The following is a 19,619-nucleotide window of genomic DNA, read 5'->3' on the forward strand; positions in this document are numbered from 1 at the left end:
TTAAATCAGCCTCCAGTGGGGGGCTGATTTAATCAAGTAAAGGCCCATCACTTATGCTGGATCATATAGTAATTTGAGCTTCGCCAGTCCACGATGTAGTTGTACGGCAATGGTATTTTTTGATTGTCCGGTGACGAGTGAGATTTCTTCGAGCGATAAGTCTTGGCTATATTTCATACGCATCACCTCTTGGTATTTTTTAGGAAGTCGCTGTATCAATATAAGCGCTTTCTTGCCGTCGAGCATATCTATAAGGCGTCCAGAGTTATCATTCCCAGGTTCGAACCCTTTCTCTAGCAGGGCATCAAGTGAGGTTGTCTTTCGTTTCCTATATTCGTCGACGATAAGATTGTTGAGAACATGATAGAGAAAGGCTTTCATAATTTCGATCTTTCCGCCCTTGACTATATAACTCCAAGTTTTAATGAATGTATTCTGGACTAAATCTTCGCTAGTCATGCGGTTACGTATCTTAAAAAAGGCATACGAGCGAAGCTTTTTTTCGTAATCTCCGTGAACTATAGTAAATGCCACCTTTTGTTGTATTTCTTGAGTGGTTTCGTCCATGTTTATGAATAAAGCGGCCAAATTGCACATTATCGTGCGAGGAGTGATAGTGTAGATCAATTGTGACCCCTTTTTTGCACAATAGCCAGCTGTAATAATTTTGATCATTGGCAGGCTTCATTATTATGAAACCAATAAAAAACAAGAATAGTATAGGAATCGAGGCCATAGGCCCTGATTTTGTGAAGCGTTTATGGGAGGAAAGTTGGACATACATCAGAACGGTAGTCGATGTGGTTCGAGAACCGGTCCTGATTCTTAACAAAGACCTTCGAGTGATGGCGGCTAATGATTCCTTCTATAGACTTTTCCAAGTCGAGTCAAAAGATACCGAAGGAAAGGTTGTCTATGAACTCGGAAATGGTCAATGGAATATTCCATCGCTTCGGAAACTCCTCGAAGATATATTGCCCAGAAATTCATTTTTCAAAGGCTTCGAGGTTGCTCACGAGTTTCCTGTTATAGGCCGTAAGGTCATGATTTTAAATGCTAGACAGATCCATCCCAAAGAGGAGATGACTTCAAAATTATTTCCACCGATTATACTTCTGGCCATGGAAGATGTTACAGACATGATGCTTGTCGCCGAGACTCTCGCTAGTCATGCTAATCAAGTCGAATCCAAGTTCGCGGAGCGTGCGCATAAATTGGAGGTTAACATTGAGAAGCTGGAGCAAGAGATTGTAAAACTTAAGAAAATATCATAATCGTCTAGGTAAAATAAAAAATAATTAATAAAAACATATGGGAATTATATTATGGATCATATTCGGCGCATTAGTTGGCTGGGTGGCTTCTATGATAATGAAGACCGACGCTGAGCAGGGAGCATTGTTAAATATAGCAGTGGGTATCGTCGGAGCAGTTATAGGTGGTTGGTTGATGAGCGTTATCGGAGCAAGTGGTGTTGGGGGATTTAATCTATACAGTTTTGTGGTGGCATTGATTGGTGCGTGTGTATTAATCGCAATAGTGAAAGCATTACGTCGCTAAAAAATATTAACAACATAACATTAAAAATATGGACTCATACAATTCTCCAACTACGAAGCCGTTATTTAGAGGCGCTCAGGTCGTGTGGTACATTTTATCGATTTTAGAGGTGCTGCTTGCTTTTCGTCTTATATTAAAATTGATGGCAGCAAATCCTGGCGCGGGCTTTACGAATCTTATCTATTCTGTGACTTGGCCATTTATCGCACCTTTTCTAGCGGTGTTTCCAAAGACTGTTGTAGAAAGTAGCGTCTTCGAATGGACTACTCTTCTCGCTATGTTTGTATATTGGATGATAGCCATGGCAATCATTAGATTATTTCTAATGAGCAAGACCGTATCAACTCCAGAAGCAGCAGCCAAGCTTAACGAAAAATAATATCATGAAAATATTTGGAAAAATTTTGATGGTCGCGCTGGTAGTTTCTTTTGTCCTTGACGTGTCTGGGGCTAGTCTAGCTGCGACTACGATAAATCTTGGCGCGGCTGGTAATTTTGCAGTACTCGGAAGTTCAACGATTACCAATATCGGGTCTACTGTTGTAAACGGAGACCTAGGATTGAATCCTGGTGCTTCGGTTACGGGATTTCCGCCTGGAGTAGTCAATGGTACGCAGCACATAACTGATGGCGTGGCTGCTCAGGCGCAGATAGACCTAGTTACGGCTTATAATTTGGCTAGCACGCAAGCTGGTGCCGTAATAATATCTGGCGATCTGGGTGGATTGACCCTGACGCCGGGAGTATATAATTCTGCGACATCAATCGGCCTTACTGGCGGATTAACCCTAGATGGTCAGGGGAACCAAAATGCAGTGTTTATTTTTCAGATTGGCTCTACGCTAACTACAGCATCGGGAAGTACGATAAATCTTATAAATGGCGCTCAAGCTTGTAACGTTTTTTGGCAAGTTGGTTCTTCTGCTACACTAGGAACAAATTCAAGCTTTTCCGGGACTATCTTGGCATTCGCGTCTGTCACGGCGACTACTGGTGCGTCAATCAACGGCAGGGTGTTGGCACGGAATGGCGCGGTAACTCTCGACACAAGCCCGATCACTAGGCCAGTATGTATAGTAGCGACACCAACGCCAACTTCTTCGTCAACGCCGATACCAACGGTATCGCCTACAATAACACCAACTCCAACACCTTCGCCAACACCGACAGCGTCGCCTACGGTAACTCCGGCTCCTACGGTTACCCCAACTCCAACACCGAAGTTGCCAAATACGGGTTTCGGCCCAAATTAAGTAAATCTTCTCTGGTAGTGTCAGGCGTGAATTTAATTATATAAATATTTGTATACACGAATTATAAGATGGTGGTTATCGGGTATAGTTTTACTTGGACTTCCGGCCATATTTTTTATATATAGTTTGGCATATCCCGGGTTAAATCAAAAAGGCGATAGAATTGGGATCCCAGTACGGATTAAAATCGTAAGCATTGGTGTTGATGCGGTGATTGAGCAGGTGGCGATAACAGATGATGGGCTCATGGATGTTCCAAAGTTCCCGGTAAATACTGGATGGTATAGTTTGGGCCCTCGTCCAGGAGAAAGCGGCAGTGCGGTGATTGATGGTCATGTCGACGATGAACGTGGCGATAAGGCAGTATTCTCAGATTTACATAATCTAAGACCGGGAGATAAGATTGAGGTTCAAGACGATAGGGGCTTGCTAGTGTCATTTATAGTGCGCGAAAGTCGTCGATATGATCCAGATGCAGACTCTTCTGAAATATTTATATCCAATGATGAAAGATCGCACCTAAATCTAATTACCTGTGAAGGTACTTGGGACGAAGCATCTAAAAGCTATTCCCAACGATTAGTGGTATTTACCGACAGAGAGATGTGAGCCAAGATTTAATCCCAGGGATTCCCATGGCACATAATCTGTGTTATAATAAGAGTCAAAATGAGAATAGCTACCAACGTAACTAGAGAATATCTTGGAGGTATAACTCGGTCAAACATCAATTTTTTAGATTCAATCCACGGAGAAGGAGATGGTGTAATTGGCCTTGAGTTAAATGCAAAAAGATACGTACTTGAGCCTACGATGTTTCGACATCTTTCTTTGGATTGGTTTGCGCATCACATTATAAACATTCACGACATCTCGATATATAAAGCTATATATAGCTCTAAATCTCTGGGAGACCTCGAGAAAAAGTATAGGGCTATCATAAATATAATTAAAGATATTCTGGCCAAGGATAAGCCAGATGTCGTATTTTTGAATGGGACATATTATGTACCATGGCTGATTTCCATAGCCGCCCACGAGTTAAAAATACCAATAGTGTTGCGGTATGCGGGAGTATATACAAAAGAGACAGAGCATCTCAAGCCGAAGCTTAGGAAGTTTTTCAATCAGATAGAGAAATCATTTAGAAAGAGGGTGAGCCGCTTCGTTTTCCCGTCGCGTTTATGCAAGGACCTTGTTGAGAAAGAAATATATAAAGGAGAGATTGAGAATGCCTTTATAATTCCCAACTCATTTAACGTGAAAGAGGACTATACGATTTTTAGGACGACCGAAAGGAGGATCGCTGCCATTGGTAGGTGGGATAGCATAAAGAATTTTAAAGCCTTTTTTGATATTCACAAGGCATTACAAAAAGATGGTTGGAGGCACGAGGCATCGTTTGTAACTAGCGACTCAAAAATAATGGGGATGCCGAAGAGCATAAATAGACTCGCCTCGATGACTCATGAAGAGTTGTTGAATTTCTATTCTGCCCAGGGACTAATTATCTGCCCTTCTATATTTGAGACATTTGGTAACGTCCCGATGGAGGCGGTCTGCATGGGGATACCCGTCCTTGTAAGCGAGAACATGGGATGTGCCGAAATATTAAAAATAGCCGGTCTGGAGAATATGGTGATTTCTTTTAAAGATATGAAGGAGGTTACGAAGAGAGTTAAACTACTTTGTGGACAGCAAATAATGCCTAAGCAGATAAATAATGTTCGAAAGATTCTCAATTCTAAGTTAATAAATGCTGAAATAGTAGCGATTCTTAGGGATGCCATTAGTCATAAGTAGGTCTCAATATTTTCAAATTAACGGGCTAAGCTTAGGTATTAAAAAAAGCCATTTAAAAATGGCTTTTGGCGTTTTTATATTAGAAATATTTGGGGGAAAGTGGTTAAATTGATGTATGGAAATCCAAAAGAAACGGCTGGAAGAAATACAGAAGGTACTTGTTCGGACATTCTTTATGAATTTGGTGGCCTGTTTAATCAAGATAGTTCTCGGATTTTATACTGGCATTTTAGCAATTGCAGCGGATGGATTTCATTCTCTTGGAGACTCGCTGTCTAATATAATTGGATTTTTGGGTATACGATTGGCGAAGAAGAAGCCCGACGATAAATACGCCTATGGTTATGACAAATTCGAATCCTTCGTAACGCTTTTAATTGTTTCGATAATATCTGTTACTTGCTATAAGATTTTCGAAGGTGGCATTCATCGTCTGATGCATCCGCAGGAGATTCAGGTCAATCCATTTATGATGATAATCGTTGTGGCTTCTATAGGTATAAACATTATCACTATTTGGTATGAAGGTGGGGCCGGCAGAAGTTTAAAAAGTGAGTTCTTGATCGCAGATTCTAATGAAACCAAGAGCGATCTGTGGGTTTCGAGTCTAGTCGTTGCTGGCGTTCTGATAATTAGCAGGATCGGATGGAATTGGCTAGATGGGGCACTATCATTACTAGTCGGCCTGTTTGTGCTGAGGGTTATATGGGAAATAATCGTGTCTACCGCTAAGACTTTGGCTGATGGCCAAGTCGTATCACCTTCTGCGGTAACTAAAATAGTTCTAGCCGTACCTGGCGTAGAATTTTGTCATGCGGTTCGTTCGAGGGGCAGGGAAGAAGCATTTTATTTAGATTTGCACTTGGGCACAAATAAGGATTTAACGATTGAGGAGGCCCACGATGATATTTGTCATCAGGCTAAAATTGCCCTACATAAGGCATTCCCAGGTCTCAAATCGGCAAATATTCATATCGAACCAGATAATGAAGATGGCAGAGGAAGAGCCAATAGTGTCTTTAGAAAACGCGACTCCTATAATCACGGCAAGGAGTTGCTGGCGAAATAACTTGTGGACGAAAATTTACGTTAGTGATTAAATATAATTATGAGTGAAAAAACACCGGATACATTTGAGCAAAAAGTTGAGCACATCCCTACGCCAGACGAGGTTAGTGAGATAATAAGGCAGATGGTAGGAGGGGAATTTCAGGAGACTAAGAGATGTTTAGACGCTAAGGGTAATTTGTATCGAATCGATGCGATTGCTCCAGGAACAAGAGAAGGCGAGTCTCTGGAGATATTTTATATAAGGAAAGGAGTTTATCCGAGCGGTGATCAAGCGGCAGAGACGGAAATTCATAGCGTCTATGTTGGAGATGATTATTGCGGACCGGCAGGCCCGCAAGCCTCATTAGCTGATGGTCAGTGGGTGCTGACTAGCTAACGAGAGGCATTACGCCCTCGAAAGCGTAACGATAGACTTGACGAATACCACGTAGGTGGTATTTTAGTTTAAGCTCATTATCGTGGAAGGCGAAGATTATGAAGACAATCGCAAATCCTTCTTTCGAGAAGACTTATGGCACATAAGCCAATTGCTCCTAGAGCCTCAAGGCGTGTAGGAAGTTTTTTGGTGATAATGATTACTAGAGCGATCAGCAGGTACATCGCTCAAGTGATTGAGGAAGAACCTCTAGTATTGAAAGTTGAAGAATCGGGGCCCTACTCTAGATTAAAAGGTGAAGACTTTGTAATAATGGAGAATGATTCTCTGCGAGCTCAAGGAGATGATGAGACTGCACAAGAACTTCTTCGAGAAGCGGTTCGACGTGGCAAACCGCTTCGTTCTGGCCTGAAAAGCCTAGGAGTTAAGAATGGAAAATTGCATGAGATTCTGCCAGTAGAGTAATCTCTTTTTTGTTGATGGGGTCCGTGCCCTGCATGCAAAAGGCTTTGCCTTTTGCATGCAGGGTCTTTTTGTTTCTATATTTGTGATAGAATTATGTACATACTGAGTAGTTAATATTTAATGAAAAACTGGCTAAGATCTAACTCGCTAGGCATTCTATTAATTATTGTGGCCGTTGCCATTTTAGTTGGCATAGTTTTTTTGGCAACCAGTCGAAATTTATCTGCTGTGATTTTTTAATCGCCAACGGTTGCCAATAATTTAAAAAAACGGTAGACTGTTGATATTATGGCAAAACGAAAAGGAGCATTGAGCAGTCTGAACAGGAAGTCGCATTCTCACAAGACTAAGAAACGTCTTGCGGCAAAAGCGCTTCTGTTAGCTAAGATAGCCGCTAAAAGACGGAAATAGACTTTAGCTTTTAAGTAAATAAAACGGCCTTTTAGGGCGTTTTATTGTTGATTTTGGTTCAAATAGTCAAGACAATTGACAAAATAAGATAAATGGAGCATTATTGATATACAAAGAGACGTGGTCGGGTTTCTAAAAAAATAAAAAGAGTTATACAATTTAAAAAAATGACTGGAACAATTAAGACACTTACGGAAAAAGGTTTTGGATTTATCTCTCGCGAAGGTGAAACGAAAGATCTTTTCTTTCACTCTAACGATTTGGTAGGCGTAACCTATGCCGAGCTGAGACTTGGCGATAGCGTCACCTTTGATGTCGTTGATGGCGACAAGGGACCTAGCGCTAAGAATGTAGCAAAGGCTCAGTAAACCGATTTAAAAAACCAGCCCCCCAGTCGGGGGCTGGTTTTTTATTATCTAAAATTCGTCGAGATAGTAGTATCTATACAAGATTAGTGGAGCCGTCGGATATGACGGCTTTTATGTTTAGGTGAGCCTTATTGATTCTTCTCGTGATAGTATTAGGATATATCTAGATAATTGGCATGGAGACTGGCATGGCCTTAGCACCTTTCATGGTGATCACATTCCTAGTTTGCTTAGTAGTCGCGTATCTATATATGACGATTAAGTGTTTTGCTCAAAAGAGATATAGTTCGGCGGCGAATCTAATATTGCGCATGTTTGCGAACATTACGTGTGAGCCTTGTAGGGAGAGTTGCGATAATCATAAAAAACTTATCGCTCGAGCCATATTGTTCTCATTGCTTATGGCTATTGTCCTCACTCTTACTGTTTATCTTGCCATCACCTATTCTGCTCGCTAACCACCTTGCCTAGGTGGTTTTATGTTTAACTGGTAGTATGTCGCAGTTTATGGCCAGATTTTTTATTTCATTGCGAGCCGCTTGTAATATAGAAATAACGTGGTATAATGCGGCCGTGATTCGTGTTGGTTCGTAAGCAACTTGGGTGACTACTACCAGAGGCCAGATGCCTAAAAAGTAGTGGAGGAATTATGGAAAGACTAAAACGGTTGATGGCCGAAGCCGAGGCTCTCATCATCGGGTCCGATGATGAGCCGAATAGCGGCAAGAATTTCGATGACGTGGTCATCGGTGTCTTGCCGGATGGGCTGAAGAGGCTCGGTGTCCTCATCGGGCGCAAGTACGACCAGATCAAGGCGATGGTCAGGGAGGGTATCCACCTGTGTGACGCCGACGAGGGCCTTGAGCCCCACGAACACACGTCGGAACACAAGGAGTTCCACGCGAAGGTCCGCGCCGCCGAGGCGGAGCTGAAGTTCGTCAAGGATCTCTTCTGGGGTCTGGTGAAGATCGAATTCCCGGACGCCAACGACAAGGGAGAGCTGCTCGTTTGCATCGGCTTCGAGTTGGTGGCGAGGAAGAGCGAACCGAAACTCGACGGTTTGCGCCAGACACTGAATGCCATGGGCGTCGACTTCAAGGTTGTGCGTGCGTCTGTGGGCGACACGCCTCAGATCTTGGTGCCTGGATCCAAGGCCCGCAACTAGTCAGCGCGGGGTCTATTCAATCCCATGGTAGACGAAGCTTCGAGCTCCGTCTACCATGGGATTTTTACTTTTTAGGCTCATTTATGGACACGTATTGTAAAATGTGGGCTATTAGTGTAGTCTATGGCTATATAAATTAAACAAAAACATGAAAAACACAGCAGTATTCCTATTAATCTTGGTCGTTATTACAGGAGGAATCTTTAGTAATTCGTTAATCGCCAGCGCTTCGGTGCCAACATTATCAATCAATCCGACTGGTAGCGGCGACTCGGTTCAAATAAGTGTGTATGGTGATGCTAATTCAAGCGTGGTTTTGTATTATCAGCAATCAGGCTACTACAGTGTCCAATCTCAATATATTGGATCGACCAATTACAGTGGCTATCTATCGACTACTATTAATAAATCGACATACAATATAAATTCTGGAAGTTCGGTTTACGTCGTAGTTAATAATCAGCAATCTTCAAGTGCTAATTGGCCATATTCATATGGCTATAATTATGGCGGGACGCCATCTGTCAGTCAGACGAGCATCTCTTTAACTATCGGGCAATCTACTAACGTGACAGTCTCTGGCGGATCTGCGCCTTATAGTATGTACCCTGGTTCGCCAAATTTGTATCAGGCTTCAATAAGCGGGAATACGCTTACTCTTGTGGGGCAGAATACGGGCTCAGATACGCTCAGAATTTGTTCTTCGGGAAGCACGACTAGCTGTGCCAATCTTTACATAAACATAAATACCAGTGGTACTGGTTATAATAGCCAGGTGTCATTGGGACAAAATAGCGTTTCTATTAATTCTGGAAGCAGTGCCACGATAAGCATTTATGGTAGCGGAAGCTATTATATATCGAGTAACTCTAATCCTAATATTGCCACTGCCACGATAAGCGGGAATATTATGACCGTTTATGGTGTTAGCTACGGTAGTGATAATATCACTGTCTGCCAGAGTGGTGGCCAGTGCGCAGTCTTATACGTATCAGTTGGATATGGGAATAACAACAATTACTCATCCGTATCTTTCAGCCAGGTGAATCCAGTTCTATCGATTGGACAAGTTATGAATGTGTCAGTCTATGGAGGGGATACTACTAATTACAATGTTGCTTATAATTCTAATACGAGCGTAGTGCAATCTAGCTTGAGCGGAGGAGCCTTGACGATAACCGGTTTGACCAATGGATCTAGTGCTATCGTTGTCTGTTCGTCGGCCCGTAGCTGTGCGGCAATATCTGTGACCGTTGGCTCTGGTAGCGTATTGGGAGCTCAGAATAACTGGACATATTGTGCCGCTGAGAATGGTTATTGTAATTTTTATGGAACTCAGTTAGTTAGGTACGGAGCGAATGGGGTTTATTATTATAGAACTTTATCTGGCGGTGTCACCTGTACTAACGCCGTATTCGGAGATCCGATATTCGGCGTTGCTAAGCAATGTAGCTATGGTGGGAGTAGATAGGCTTGCCATGACTAATTAAGACAAACAAAAATACCACCGAGGTGGTATTTTTGTTTGTCTTAATATTATTTGGAAATAACGATAATTACTGGTAAATTAGTTATATAGATTAATATCTTTACGTGAAAATCGAAGACAAAATCGAAGCCCTAGAAGAAGAGCTTAAGCGTCTAACTAAGCTGGTCTATCACGATGAGCTGACTGGCATATTAAATCGGAGGGGGTTCTCAAAAGAGGCCGAGGAGCAATTTAAAAGTATTTCTCTTGGCGATACATTAGTCGAAAGGAGAACGCATAATCAGATTCCGTATGCGGTTATATTTATTGATCTGGATGATTTTAAGAAAATTAATGATACATATGGCCACGCAATCGGTGATATTGCATTGAAGACCGTATCTAGTGTACTTGCCGAACAGTTACGCGGTGGTGACGTGTTTGGTAGGTGGGGAGGAGAGGAGTTTGTCGTCGGCTTGTTGGGTGCAAGCGCTGAACTAGCTAGGCATGTTGCTGAGAAATTGCGAGTTGCGATTGAACGATGCGTCATAAAAACAGAAGAGGGGCACTCGATCAATTTAAGTGCCAGTTTCGGCGTGAAAGAGCACGATAATGAGAAAAGTGTTTCGGAGATGCTCGATAGTGCGGACGATGCCATGTACGAAGCTAAGAAAAATGGCAAAAACCGAGTAGTGGTCTATAAAAAATAATTTAGCTTATATACGGAATAAAAAACACCCGAAAGGGTGTTATAGCCATTTTCTCATTCTCGTACATAATACTTTTGCAAGAACTACGAATCCGGCAATGGGTAGGAATATTACGTATACGGCGCCTAGCAAAGGTGCAGAAAATAACGTCTCAATGAGGCTGAGTCTAAAAAAGATCTGCTTGGGTTCTCCTTCGATGATAGAACCATCTTCAAGAGGAATAAGTTCCCATTTTTTTACGTTAAGATAGTAGCTTCGCTTAGCAAGCTCGCCACCATGATAGATTCTCATGTACTCCTCCGATGTGAATGTTCTGCCTATACTTTATATCTTATTTTCGAGTATGTAAATTGACTGTGCTGAGTTCGCGTTTATTGACGAGGGCTGTAGTTATGGTACTTTTTTACATAGACACTTAACAATGCTAGGAGTAGTTATGGATAGCCGCAAAGTCGAAAGACGACCTACGCCTATATATGGATTTGGTGTCTTTGCCATTGAAGATATCGAGCCCGGTGAAGTTATAGGGGAATTTCTTGCCGAAATTAGATGGTCAGAAAATGCCGCATCGTTACCAGTGGATGATTTTTTTTCTGGCAGACATGCTATACAGTTTAGGAAGCATTGGTGGCGAGATGGGCGAGTCGATGGTATCGCCAGATACATAGCTCATTCTTGTAACCCAAATTGCGGTATAGTCGATTTGTTCAAAGTAGTTTCAATGAAAAGAATAAAAGCCGGAGAAGAAGTCACTTGGGATTATGCCATGACCGAAGAAGAGCATCCACCATTTGAGTGCAAGTGCGGAAGCTCTAATTGTCGCGGAGTAGTATGCGGCTTCCGCCCGATGACATTGGAACAAAAAGAGGATTTTGTTTCTAGGTGCGGTGGGATGATATCCGATTGGCTACTAACAGAGTATAACCTATAAGGGTAGAGCCACTATGTGGCTCTTTTAATTACTTGTACATGGTGGCATTAACCACGGCCATGGTCTCGTCGGCATTTGACCTGGCGATAGCATTCCCTTTCTCTAAAATACTTTCTATATAATCCGGATTCTCGGTTATCTTCTTTCTATTTGTCTGGAATGTGGCTAGAAAAGAATTTACAATATCAGAGAAGGCGTCTTTGAATTCACCCATGACTTTCTCGCCTTTTAAATGACGTCCAATAATAATATCTATTTTTTTGTGCTCGTTCTCATCGGAAGATAGCTCTTTTGCCAAGAATATATGATTTTTAAGGGCATTGCTCATTTGACCTTCAAAAGCCGTTTCGGCTTTTTTAATTTTCTGGATTACTTCGTCTGGTGAGTCGGTTAAAAATATTGCTGTTTCTGGCGAAGTTTTACTCATTTTCCCGTCTCCCTTGAGGGATAAGATCCTAAGTGATTCGACTTGATGAGCTTTGGGTAAGGAAAATACTTCGCCGTAGTTTTTATTGAATCTACGGGCGAGTTCTCTAGTGACTTCTATGTGTGACAATTGATCTTCGCCGACAGGAATTTCTTTAGCTCGATTTATTAAAATGTCCGCGGCCATAAGCACGGGGTATAGCAAGAGTAGGGCATTGGCATTTTCTGGTTGGAGAGTGCTTTTTAGTTTCTCCTTAAGCGTGGGCACTCTTAATAATTCTGCCACTGATATTAATCTCGAGAGAATCAGAGTTAATGAGCTGACTTGATTTGCAATGGCCGACTGTATGTATATAGTAGTTGTGTCTGGGTCTAAGCCTAGAGCGATATAATCGGCTACTACCTCATTGGTGTATTTCTTAACAAGTGCTGGTTCATTGTCGGTGAGGGCATGTATATCGGCGACAAAAACTAGAGGTCTGTAGCCTTGAGATTGGAGCTTAACGATAGGTTTAACGGCACCTAGATAGTTTGCAACTGTTAAATTACCTGTTGGCCTGATTCCTGTAAATATATCTACTTTATATTCTGGTTTACTCATAATACGTTAAATGTTACCACTAAATACTTGTCGGGTCTATGTATAAAATATTAGGAAGTTAAAAATTGTGATAATATTGATTTAGATCTCCTTGCAAGGTGTCATCATGATCCGTTTTGATAAAACTGGCAGAACGGTGACGATATATCAAGACGATGAATACATTGGGTGTATCCCGCACTTAAACAAGAATCTTGTAATTGGTGGCGTGACTATAAGTCCAGCCGATCTCCGCTTGGTTACTAGGCGACTGGCTTTCGAGCGAGGAGAGGTCATTTGCGATTGCTGTGGTGAAATAGCAAAATTTGCCGAACATAGGCCAGCGCATGATGCTTATGATTGTGCCGCATGCGAGAATAGAATTTTGGTTAAGAGAGAGTGGGCAACCGGCTAATGCCGGTTTTATTTACACGTCCACGACGTTCTGATATAAGGGTAGTAGATCATTAACAGACGGAACGGATGGGTGTGACCATGAACGCTTCGACACGAAGCGCCGTGATTAGTCTTGACCAGGGAATAGGTGGCACTTTGGGGATAAAGACTTTCTTTTCCGATCATGGCTTACGAAGAGCCTGGGAAAGATCGTCGATAATAACCATTCCAGAGATGATTAGAATATTAGATACTGGCCTTTACGTGCCAGTGGGTTACGAAGATGGAACCAAGAAAGAGCATCGCCTTTTTTATAGCATAGATGACCGGTTCCACTTGGTGGCCGTTCAAGATAGGATCAATCATGAGGTGATTACAATCCTTGGACCTCGGTTTAGATTTAGAATAACCGATGAAGCTATGCGCGCAGCTATGCAGATGATCGAGCGGAGCCCAATAGAAATATCTAAAGCAGAGCGATACGGTAATTACTATGTGACTTGTAGGGCGTATAGTAACGAATTTAGACAAGAGATCAATCACAAATTGTTAGCTTGTTCGATAGCTGATTACGGTAATATAAAATCGTTGATGAACAGCCGAATGTTTAAAGATGATCTCGTGACAGCACTTAAGAAGAAGAATCTGCAGAGACTGATAAAGGTAATATATATAAGTAAGACTAGATCGGGCAAGCCTCGTCCGTATACGCTAAATGAAGTGTTTGGCTCCAATAGTTAACCCGCCTATTCTGGCGGATTTTAGTTGCTCAAATCGTAAGTTTGATAATATAATGTAAATCTCATGCCTAGCCTGAACGATGCGAAAAAACGATTAAGGGTCAAAGCGGACCCGATTAAGGCAAAAATATTGCAAGGGTTTTTCAAGACAGCTAAGGGTGAATATGGTTATGGTGATTTATTTCTGGGTGTTACTGTGCCGGAAATAAGAAAAATCGCCGTGGCCAGCGAGGGACTTAGTCTGCCCAGCATAGAGAGACTGCTACATTCTAAAATTCATGAAGAAAGGCTTCTAGCCTTGTTGATTTTGGTTAATGCCTACGGATTGGCTGATAATTCTGGCAAGCATACGATATGTAAATTTTATATTTCGAACCGTCGATCTATCAATAATTGGGATCTAGTAGATCTGTCGGCTCCTAAAATTGTCGGAGATTATCTGTTGGGTAGAAATAAAAAAGCCTTACATAGGCTAGCTATTTCCGAGAACTTATGGGATCGACGAATTTCTATAATCTCTACTTATTCTTTTATTAGAAAAAATAAATTCTCAGAAACCCTAAAGATAGCTAGGATTTTATTAGGCGATGATCACGATCTTATTCATAAGGCCGTGGGTTGGATGCTACGCGAAGTTGGGAATAGATCGAGGTCGACCGAAGAACTATTTTTAAAAAAACACTATAAGCAAATGCCAAGAACGATGCTGCGCTATGCCATTGAGAAGTTTCCAGAGAAGTTGAGGATAAAATATTTGGCTAGATAGCCAGGGCTTTCTCTTGGGATTTTTGATAGGGCATTAAAGTAGTGTAGAATTAGAGAGTGGAGAGAAGAAATCTCGAAAAATATGATCCGGTAAAACCGGAAGATCTACGTAAGCGGGAACTTTTTGATTTACTGGCGGATGCTCAGAAGAAGGCTGAGTTAGAAAAAATAATGGCCAGAGCGCAAATGGAAAATTGCGATTCTTTTCATACTCTAGCCGCTAGAGAAGATAACCAGGAGAAGAAGGAGGCCCTGCTATTGGCAATAAAAGTGTCTGAAAGAGTTAAGGAGCTGGGCGGCGTGGCTATGGTGGCCGGCGGCTATGCCCGCGATGCGGTTATGGCTAAGCTGGGGATGGGTAGACCATCGAAAGATATCGACTTAGAAATATATGGTGTTGAATTGGCCGTACTTGAATCTGAGCTCTCCAATCTTGGCGTAGTGAATAAAGTTGGTCAGTCGTTCGGAGTTTTGAAAATAGGAGAATTAGATATAGCTATCCCTAGGCGCGATTCAAAAACTGGGGATGGGCACAGAGGTTTTGATGTTGAGGGGGATCCAAATATGTTAATGGTAGATGCCGCGCGCAGGCGAGACTTTACAATAAACGCCATGCTGCTTAATCCGTTGACTGGCGAAGTAATTGATTATTATGGTGGGGTAGAGGATATAAAAGAAAAAACTATCAAGATTGTTGACCCCAAGACTTTTGCCGATGATCCGCTTAGGGTATTGAGGGCGGCGCAATTCGCTGGAAGATTTGGTTTTGGTATCGACCTCGAAACCGTAAAAATTTGTAGGGATATGAGCGTAGAGCAATTGCCCAAGGAAAGAGTCGGAGAGGAATGGATAAAATTATTATTAAAATCCGATAGGCCCAGTATCGGACTTGAGGCCATGAGATGGCTGGGAGTCATTGAAAAATTGCACCCCGAATTAGCCGCGTTAGTTGGTGTGCCGCAGAATCCTGAGTATCACCCTGAGGGCGACGTATGGAATCATGTGAAAATAGTATTAGATACTGCATCTGAAATATGTAGAAGAGAAGGCCTGGATCAGGTGGCTGCTAAGACTTTAATGCTGGCCGCCTTATGTCACGACTTGGGAAAACCAGAGAAAACGACGACTGATGAAAATGGTCGTATTATATCTCATGACCACGATGATGCCGGTGTTGAGCCTACCAAAAGCCTGCTAAGCAATTTCAATATTCCAAAAGATCTGATAACGAGAGTGGCCGCATTAGTTAAGAATCACATGAAGCCGTTAATGACGAGAGAAGTGACAGATCATGGCGTGCGACGCTTGGCCGATAAATTGTCTCCAGCGACTATAAAGGAGGCGGTATTATTAACTGAAGCCGATTTGATGGGGCTTAGTAGGTATCCTTTCCTCGGTCCTGAAATACTTGAGAAAGCCGATGAGCTTGCCATTAAAGAATCAAAGCCTCAATCAATTATATCTGGCAAGATGTTAATTGAGTTGGGCCTTAAGCCGGGTCCAGAGATGGGTCAAGTTTTGAAAAAGCTCTTTCAGCTGCAACTTGATGGTAAATTCGTGGATATAGAGGGAGGGATGAGATATGCTCATTTGGAAAAATTCATTACTGAATCGCTAGGAAAGAACATAGCGCCGGAATTGCTTCTGAATGGTGAGCAATTAACAAAAGAAGATATGGTCGGATACGTTGAACAGAGATTACTAGATGAAGGAACCCAAGATATGGGGACTTTAGTGATGACCATGATTCTAATGGGCAAAGAGTTACCGCTGATCTTAGAAAGGAATAAGAAGGCTATCTTAACGGCCCACAAGTACGGCCCGATATGGTTTTCACATTTAGATCGTGAATTTTACGAGACATCATGGAAGTCATTCTATGGTCAATTTGAGGCCGGAGGTGATACGACAATGGCGCCACTCAGAAAGTTGACGTATGATAAGCAACTTGATAGGGGACTAGAGTTAATCCTTCGTTCCGATTTAGAATCAATTGATATTTATAAAAAGAGTTTAGACACAAATCCAGTTGAGTCATCTGGCATCTTTGCTCTATACGAAACCGATGAGTACCCGTTTGAATTTGGCATGCTCTCCGGTTTCAGAATCATGATTCAATTTAATCCGACCAAAAAGCGGCTATCGGTTTCGGTACTGGATGAAAATACGGATAGAGTCGCCGATATCGATAGAGAGATACGAGACTTAATCCCAGACTTGGCCGAGGCCAGGAAGGTCGGCTACTTAACCATGGACTATAAAACAGATGGAACCTCTTTCAACATGGCTGACGCTAGAGAGATTTATGTAAAATTGTCGAATCATCTAAGGATTAACTAAATGGATATAAAAAAACTGTCTAAAATAACTAAGGAGATAAAATCAGCTTATGCCGAACTGAATCGAAAGAAGGGTAGGCCTGTTTTTAAAGTTAAAGATTATTCTGATGTTTTCGTTGGCGATGTCGGTGATCTGGTTAAATTTTTGGGTAGTTATTCAAGGCGACCGAGCAAGGAGATTCTCAAGAAGATAGAACATGAACTAGCCGATTGTCTTTGGTCTGTCCTGGTAATATCAGATGAGTTGGGAGTTGATATTGAGAAAGAGTTTCTGATTAACATGGAATATTTAAAACAGAAATATTTCGAGAAAAAGAGCAAATAATAGCGAGTAAAACGCCGCCCCGCTTAGCGGGGCGGCGTTTTACTATTCTCTCCAATTGTTCTATATTCTCCCCAGATCATTTACAAGTAGGAGCTTGCCATGCGTTATCTTAACGAATCAAACATTAGGCCCGTGGCTGATCTTCTTGGCGAGGTGGTCCAGGAAAAGGATCTGAATATCGGTATATATTTTTCTGGCGATGCTATGAGCTTTCGACGACTAGGCTGGTCCGTGGGTAATGTTGCTGCTTATGTTTCCGATGCGACTAAGGTTGGTTCCCGAGTGGCCATTATGTTGCCCAACTGTCCACAGTTTGTGATAGCTTACCTGGCGACATTATCGGCCGGGAGAACGGTTGTGCCTATCAATTTTATTACAATCAAGGAGCGTCTTGAGGCTCGGCAGAGCGTTAATGAAATAATGCCCACGGAAAAGATAGTCCATCAAATAATGGACTCTAGGCCAAGTTTAATTTTTGTAGCCGATTTTCTGTATCCAGTTTTAATGAAGATAAAGCCGAACTGGCCGATGACCATAGTCGTCGTCGATGTTATTGACGGAATCCCTGCGGCCTTACGGCCAGCTGCTAGACTTATTGCATGGAAAAATAATCGGCGAGCTAATATCTCTGGAATTTACGAAACCTTCACCGATATCGTTGAAGGTAACCATAAATATCCTCAGGTCAATTTTAACCCCGACGATGTCGCAATCATCCAGTATACGGGAGGAACTACCGGATTACAGAAGGGCGCAGTTCTTACTTACAGAAATATTCTATCGAATATGTGGCAAATGATGGAGATAATTAGTCCTTTCGTCAAAGAAGGTCAAGAAGTTATGCTGGGAACGCTACCGTTCTTTCATATCTATGGGCTAGCCGTCTGCATCAATGCTTGTCTCATCGGTCTGAAATCTCCGTTGGTAATCATTCCAACTATAAATCCTAAAGATATCGTTAAAAGAATTAAGTCGCACAGGATTACAATTTTCCCGAGCATAAACAGAGTCTTCAAAGATGTGGCCGCCTTAAATAATAAGTTCGATCTAGCTCATATGTTGGCATCTCTTAGGCTGTGCATTAGCGGTGCTGGGCCTATTGATGAATCTATTGTTCAAGATTTCCAACGTTTTACTAAGGTCAAGATCCTTCGTGCCTATGGTCTATCAGAAGCATCTCCGGCTGTTTCGGTTTGCTTGCCAGGAAGTATACAGCCAAACAATACGCGTGGAAGCATGATAGGTACCCTAGTCCCAGGCACTAAGGTGAAGATCATAGATTTTGACGATAAGGAGATTAATGATGGTGGAGTCGGCATCATTTGGGTCAATGGTCCTCAGGTTATGAAGGGCTATTGGGATAACGATAGCGAAACGGCGGGAGCTCTAGCAACTATTGATGACGAGATTTGGCTGAAGACTGGTGACCTGGGCTACGTATTAAATGGTCAGCTTTTCTTCGCCGGCCGACAGAAGCACATGGCCACCATAAACGCCGAGAACATATATCACTGCGACGTTGAGAGGTATATACAAGCATTAGACGGCATATATGGCGTAGCACTAGCGACTATCCCTGACAAAAAGTCTGGTGAAGCTATTGCGGCGGTAATCGCCTTCAAGGACGATCACCCAAAAGATAGCGGCGTTACTGAAAGAATAAAGACTCGACTTGCAGATATAGCCGTGAATAGATATCATATTCCGAAAGAGATTATTATTGTGACTCCGAAAGAATTTGATACCCTCAAGAATGAACTTGGTAAAGTGGACGAAGCCCACCTAAGCGGCTTCGTTGCTCGTCGTTTACGGATTCAAATGTCCTGACCGGCACGCTAGTGCCGGTTTTATTTTGTTCACAATCTATTATAATTATGCCAGCATCTTCAAAAGAGGCGATTTATATGAGGAACATGACTGTTGGTATTATGTTCTTTCTGGCGTTATCTCTGGGCGAGGTCACGTTAGCTCAAGAAAGTAGTCTTTCTATTAGAATAAAGTTGTCGGAGTTTAGGCTGGATGTATATGATGGCGATATCATAATTGCCAACTTCGATATAGCCACGCCAGCGGTTATGCCCAAGAACCTACCAGTAGAGGCGTTGATAAGAAATTTCGAAATGAATCCGCGCTGGTATCCAACAGAGTTGACTAGAGAGTATTATCTTAAAAGAAGGGGCATAGCCCTGCCCAAAGTATTAGAGTTTGGTGATCCAAGAAATGCTATGGGTCGGGCAATTATCAGGCTAGATTTTATCAAGCCCGGTGTGATGCCTAGCGCTGTTGCGATTCACGGTACGAATGATGAGAAATCTATCGGTACTTCGATTTCGAGGGGCTGCATAAGAATGCGCAATGTCGACGTAGAAGGATTGGTGAATCTAATAGGTCGAAATAAAGCGAGAGTTATCTTCGAAAAATAAAACCGGCTGACGCCGGTTTTTAATTTATTGAGGGCTGGGATTTG

At 42.2% G+C, this 19,619-nt stretch carries 25 protein-coding genes; 22 read left to right on the forward strand and 3 right to left on the reverse strand.

All coding sequences use genetic code 11. From position 1 onward, the window contains the following. Window positions 1–51 precede the first annotated feature (51 nt). Window positions 52–675: a hypothetical protein gene (locus tag DEG18_01200; protein ID HBX58213.1), complete on the reverse strand. Its 624-nt coding sequence runs from the start codon at window positions 673–675 to the stop codon at window positions 52–54. A 17-nt stretch (window positions 676–692) separates the two neighbouring features. On the opposite strand from DEG18_01200, the gene DEG18_01205 reads away from it, so the two are divergent. The 14 genes from DEG18_01205 to DEG18_01270 all read left to right on the forward strand — a co-directional run bounded on the left by DEG18_01205 (window position 693) and on the right by DEG18_01270 (window position 10,650). After that, complete coding sequence (locus tag DEG18_01205) at window positions 693–1,274, forward strand: hypothetical protein (GenBank protein HBX58214.1); 582 nt, start codon at window positions 693–695, stop codon at window positions 1,272–1,274. Between the two features lie 37 nt (window positions 1,275–1,311). Beyond that, on the forward strand, window positions 1,312–1,560 hold the full coding sequence (locus DEG18_01210) for a GlsB/YeaQ/YmgE family stress response membrane protein (protein ID HBX58215.1): 249 nt from the start codon (window positions 1,312–1,314) through the stop codon (window positions 1,558–1,560). Between the two features lie 28 nt (window positions 1,561–1,588). Continuing rightward, on the forward strand, window positions 1,589–1,939 hold the full coding sequence (locus DEG18_01215; protein ID HBX58216.1) for a YggT family protein: 351 nt from the start codon (window positions 1,589–1,591) through the stop codon (window positions 1,937–1,939). 4 nt (window positions 1,940–1,943) lie between these two features. After that, entirely contained in the window at window positions 1,944–2,813 is an 870-nt protein-coding gene (locus DEG18_01220; protein ID HBX58217.1) for a hypothetical protein, read from the forward strand. Window positions 2,814–2,861: 48 nt separating this feature from the next. Continuing rightward, window positions 2,862–3,422, forward strand: a complete 561-nt coding sequence (locus tag DEG18_01225; protein HBX58218.1) for a class F sortase — start codon at window positions 2,862–2,864, stop codon at window positions 3,420–3,422. A gap of 60 nt (window positions 3,423–3,482) precedes the next feature. Then, window positions 3,483–4,616 (forward strand): hypothetical protein, encoded by a 1,134-nt coding sequence (locus DEG18_01230; GenBank protein ID HBX58219.1) that lies wholly within the window; start codon window positions 3,483–3,485, stop codon window positions 4,614–4,616. 115 nt (window positions 4,617–4,731) lie between these two features. Continuing rightward, the gene (locus tag DEG18_01235; protein ID HBX58220.1) at window positions 4,732–5,685 is read left to right on the forward strand and encodes a hypothetical protein; all 954 of its coding nucleotides are present in this window, start codon (window positions 4,732–4,734) and stop codon (window positions 5,683–5,685) included. Between the two features lie 39 nt (window positions 5,686–5,724). Next, on the forward strand, window positions 5,725–6,063 hold the full coding sequence (locus tag DEG18_01240; GenBank protein HBX58221.1) for a hypothetical protein: 339 nt from the start codon (window positions 5,725–5,727) through the stop codon (window positions 6,061–6,063). Between the two features lie 135 nt (window positions 6,064–6,198). Further along, window positions 6,199–6,528: a hypothetical protein gene (locus DEG18_01245; protein HBX58222.1), complete on the forward strand. Its 330-nt coding sequence runs from the start codon at window positions 6,199–6,201 to the stop codon at window positions 6,526–6,528. Between the two features lie 578 nt (window positions 6,529–7,106). Then, window positions 7,107–7,307, forward strand: coding sequence for a cold-shock protein (locus DEG18_01250; GenBank protein ID HBX58223.1), 201 nt, complete (start codon window positions 7,107–7,109; stop codon window positions 7,305–7,307). 176 nt (window positions 7,308–7,483) lie between these two features. Further along, a complete protein-coding gene (locus DEG18_01255) occupies window positions 7,484–7,765 on the forward strand; it encodes a hypothetical protein (protein ID HBX58224.1) in 282 nt (93 codons plus the stop codon). Between the two features lie 191 nt (window positions 7,766–7,956). After that, complete coding sequence (locus DEG18_01260; GenBank protein ID HBX58225.1) at window positions 7,957–8,472, forward strand: hypothetical protein; 516 nt, start codon at window positions 7,957–7,959, stop codon at window positions 8,470–8,472. A 148-nt stretch (window positions 8,473–8,620) separates the two neighbouring features. Next, entirely contained in the window at window positions 8,621–9,943 is a 1,323-nt protein-coding gene (locus tag DEG18_01265) for a hypothetical protein (GenBank protein HBX58226.1), read from the forward strand. A gap of 122 nt (window positions 9,944–10,065) precedes the next feature. After that, window positions 10,066–10,650 carry a hypothetical protein gene (locus DEG18_01270; GenBank protein ID HBX58227.1) on the forward strand — a complete coding sequence of 195 codons (585 nt, stop codon included), beginning with the start codon at window positions 10,066–10,068 and terminating at the stop codon, window positions 10,648–10,650. 39 nt (window positions 10,651–10,689) lie between these two features. On the opposite strand, the gene DEG18_01275 is transcribed toward DEG18_01270, so the two are convergent. Further along, complete coding sequence (locus DEG18_01275; protein HBX58228.1) at window positions 10,690–10,941, reverse strand: hypothetical protein; 252 nt, start codon at window positions 10,939–10,941, stop codon at window positions 10,690–10,692. A 130-nt stretch (window positions 10,942–11,071) separates the two neighbouring features. On the opposite strand from DEG18_01275, the gene DEG18_01280 reads away from it, so the two are divergent. Then, window positions 11,072–11,581: a hypothetical protein gene (locus DEG18_01280; protein ID HBX58229.1), complete on the forward strand. Its 510-nt coding sequence runs from the start codon at window positions 11,072–11,074 to the stop codon at window positions 11,579–11,581. A 28-nt stretch (window positions 11,582–11,609) separates the two neighbouring features. Here DEG18_01280 and trpS read toward each other — a convergent pair whose 3' ends face one another. After that, the gene (gene trpS / locus DEG18_01285; GenBank protein ID HBX58230.1) at window positions 11,610–12,608 is read right to left on the reverse strand and encodes a tryptophan--tRNA ligase; all 999 of its coding nucleotides are present in this window, start codon (window positions 12,606–12,608) and stop codon (window positions 11,610–11,612) included. 106 nt (window positions 12,609–12,714) lie between these two features. Here trpS and DEG18_01290 point away from each other — a divergent pair, with 106 nt between their 5' ends. The 7 genes from DEG18_01290 to DEG18_01320 all read left to right on the forward strand — a co-directional run bounded on the left by DEG18_01290 (window position 12,715) and on the right by DEG18_01320 (window position 19,575). Then, the gene (locus DEG18_01290) at window positions 12,715–13,002 is read left to right on the forward strand and encodes a hypothetical protein (GenBank protein HBX58231.1); all 288 of its coding nucleotides are present in this window, start codon (window positions 12,715–12,717) and stop codon (window positions 13,000–13,002) included. A gap of 68 nt (window positions 13,003–13,070) precedes the next feature. Next, a complete protein-coding gene (locus tag DEG18_01295; protein HBX58232.1) occupies window positions 13,071–13,724 on the forward strand; it encodes a hypothetical protein in 654 nt (217 codons plus the stop codon). A 63-nt stretch (window positions 13,725–13,787) separates the two neighbouring features. Next, entirely contained in the window at window positions 13,788–14,489 is a 702-nt protein-coding gene (locus tag DEG18_01300) for a DNA alkylation repair protein (protein HBX58233.1), read from the forward strand. Between the two features lie 56 nt (window positions 14,490–14,545). Further along, complete coding sequence (locus tag DEG18_01305) at window positions 14,546–16,828, forward strand: hypothetical protein (GenBank protein ID HBX58234.1); 2,283 nt, start codon at window positions 14,546–14,548, stop codon at window positions 16,826–16,828. After that, a complete protein-coding gene (locus DEG18_01310; protein HBX58235.1) occupies window positions 16,829–17,152 on the forward strand; it encodes a nucleotide pyrophosphohydrolase in 324 nt (107 codons plus the stop codon). A 99-nt stretch (window positions 17,153–17,251) separates the two neighbouring features. Continuing rightward, window positions 17,252–18,979, forward strand: a complete 1,728-nt coding sequence (locus DEG18_01315) for a hypothetical protein (GenBank protein HBX58236.1) — start codon at window positions 17,252–17,254, stop codon at window positions 18,977–18,979. 47 nt (window positions 18,980–19,026) lie between these two features. Continuing rightward, window positions 19,027–19,575: a hypothetical protein gene (locus DEG18_01320; GenBank protein ID HBX58237.1), complete on the forward strand. Its 549-nt coding sequence runs from the start codon at window positions 19,027–19,029 to the stop codon at window positions 19,573–19,575. Window positions 19,576–19,619: the final 44 nt, after the last annotated feature.

This window comes from Candidatus Yanofskybacteria bacterium (assembly GCA_003514055.1).
GTDB lineage: Bacteria > Patescibacteriota > Minisyncoccia > 2-02-FULL-40-12 > GWA2-44-9 > UBA12115.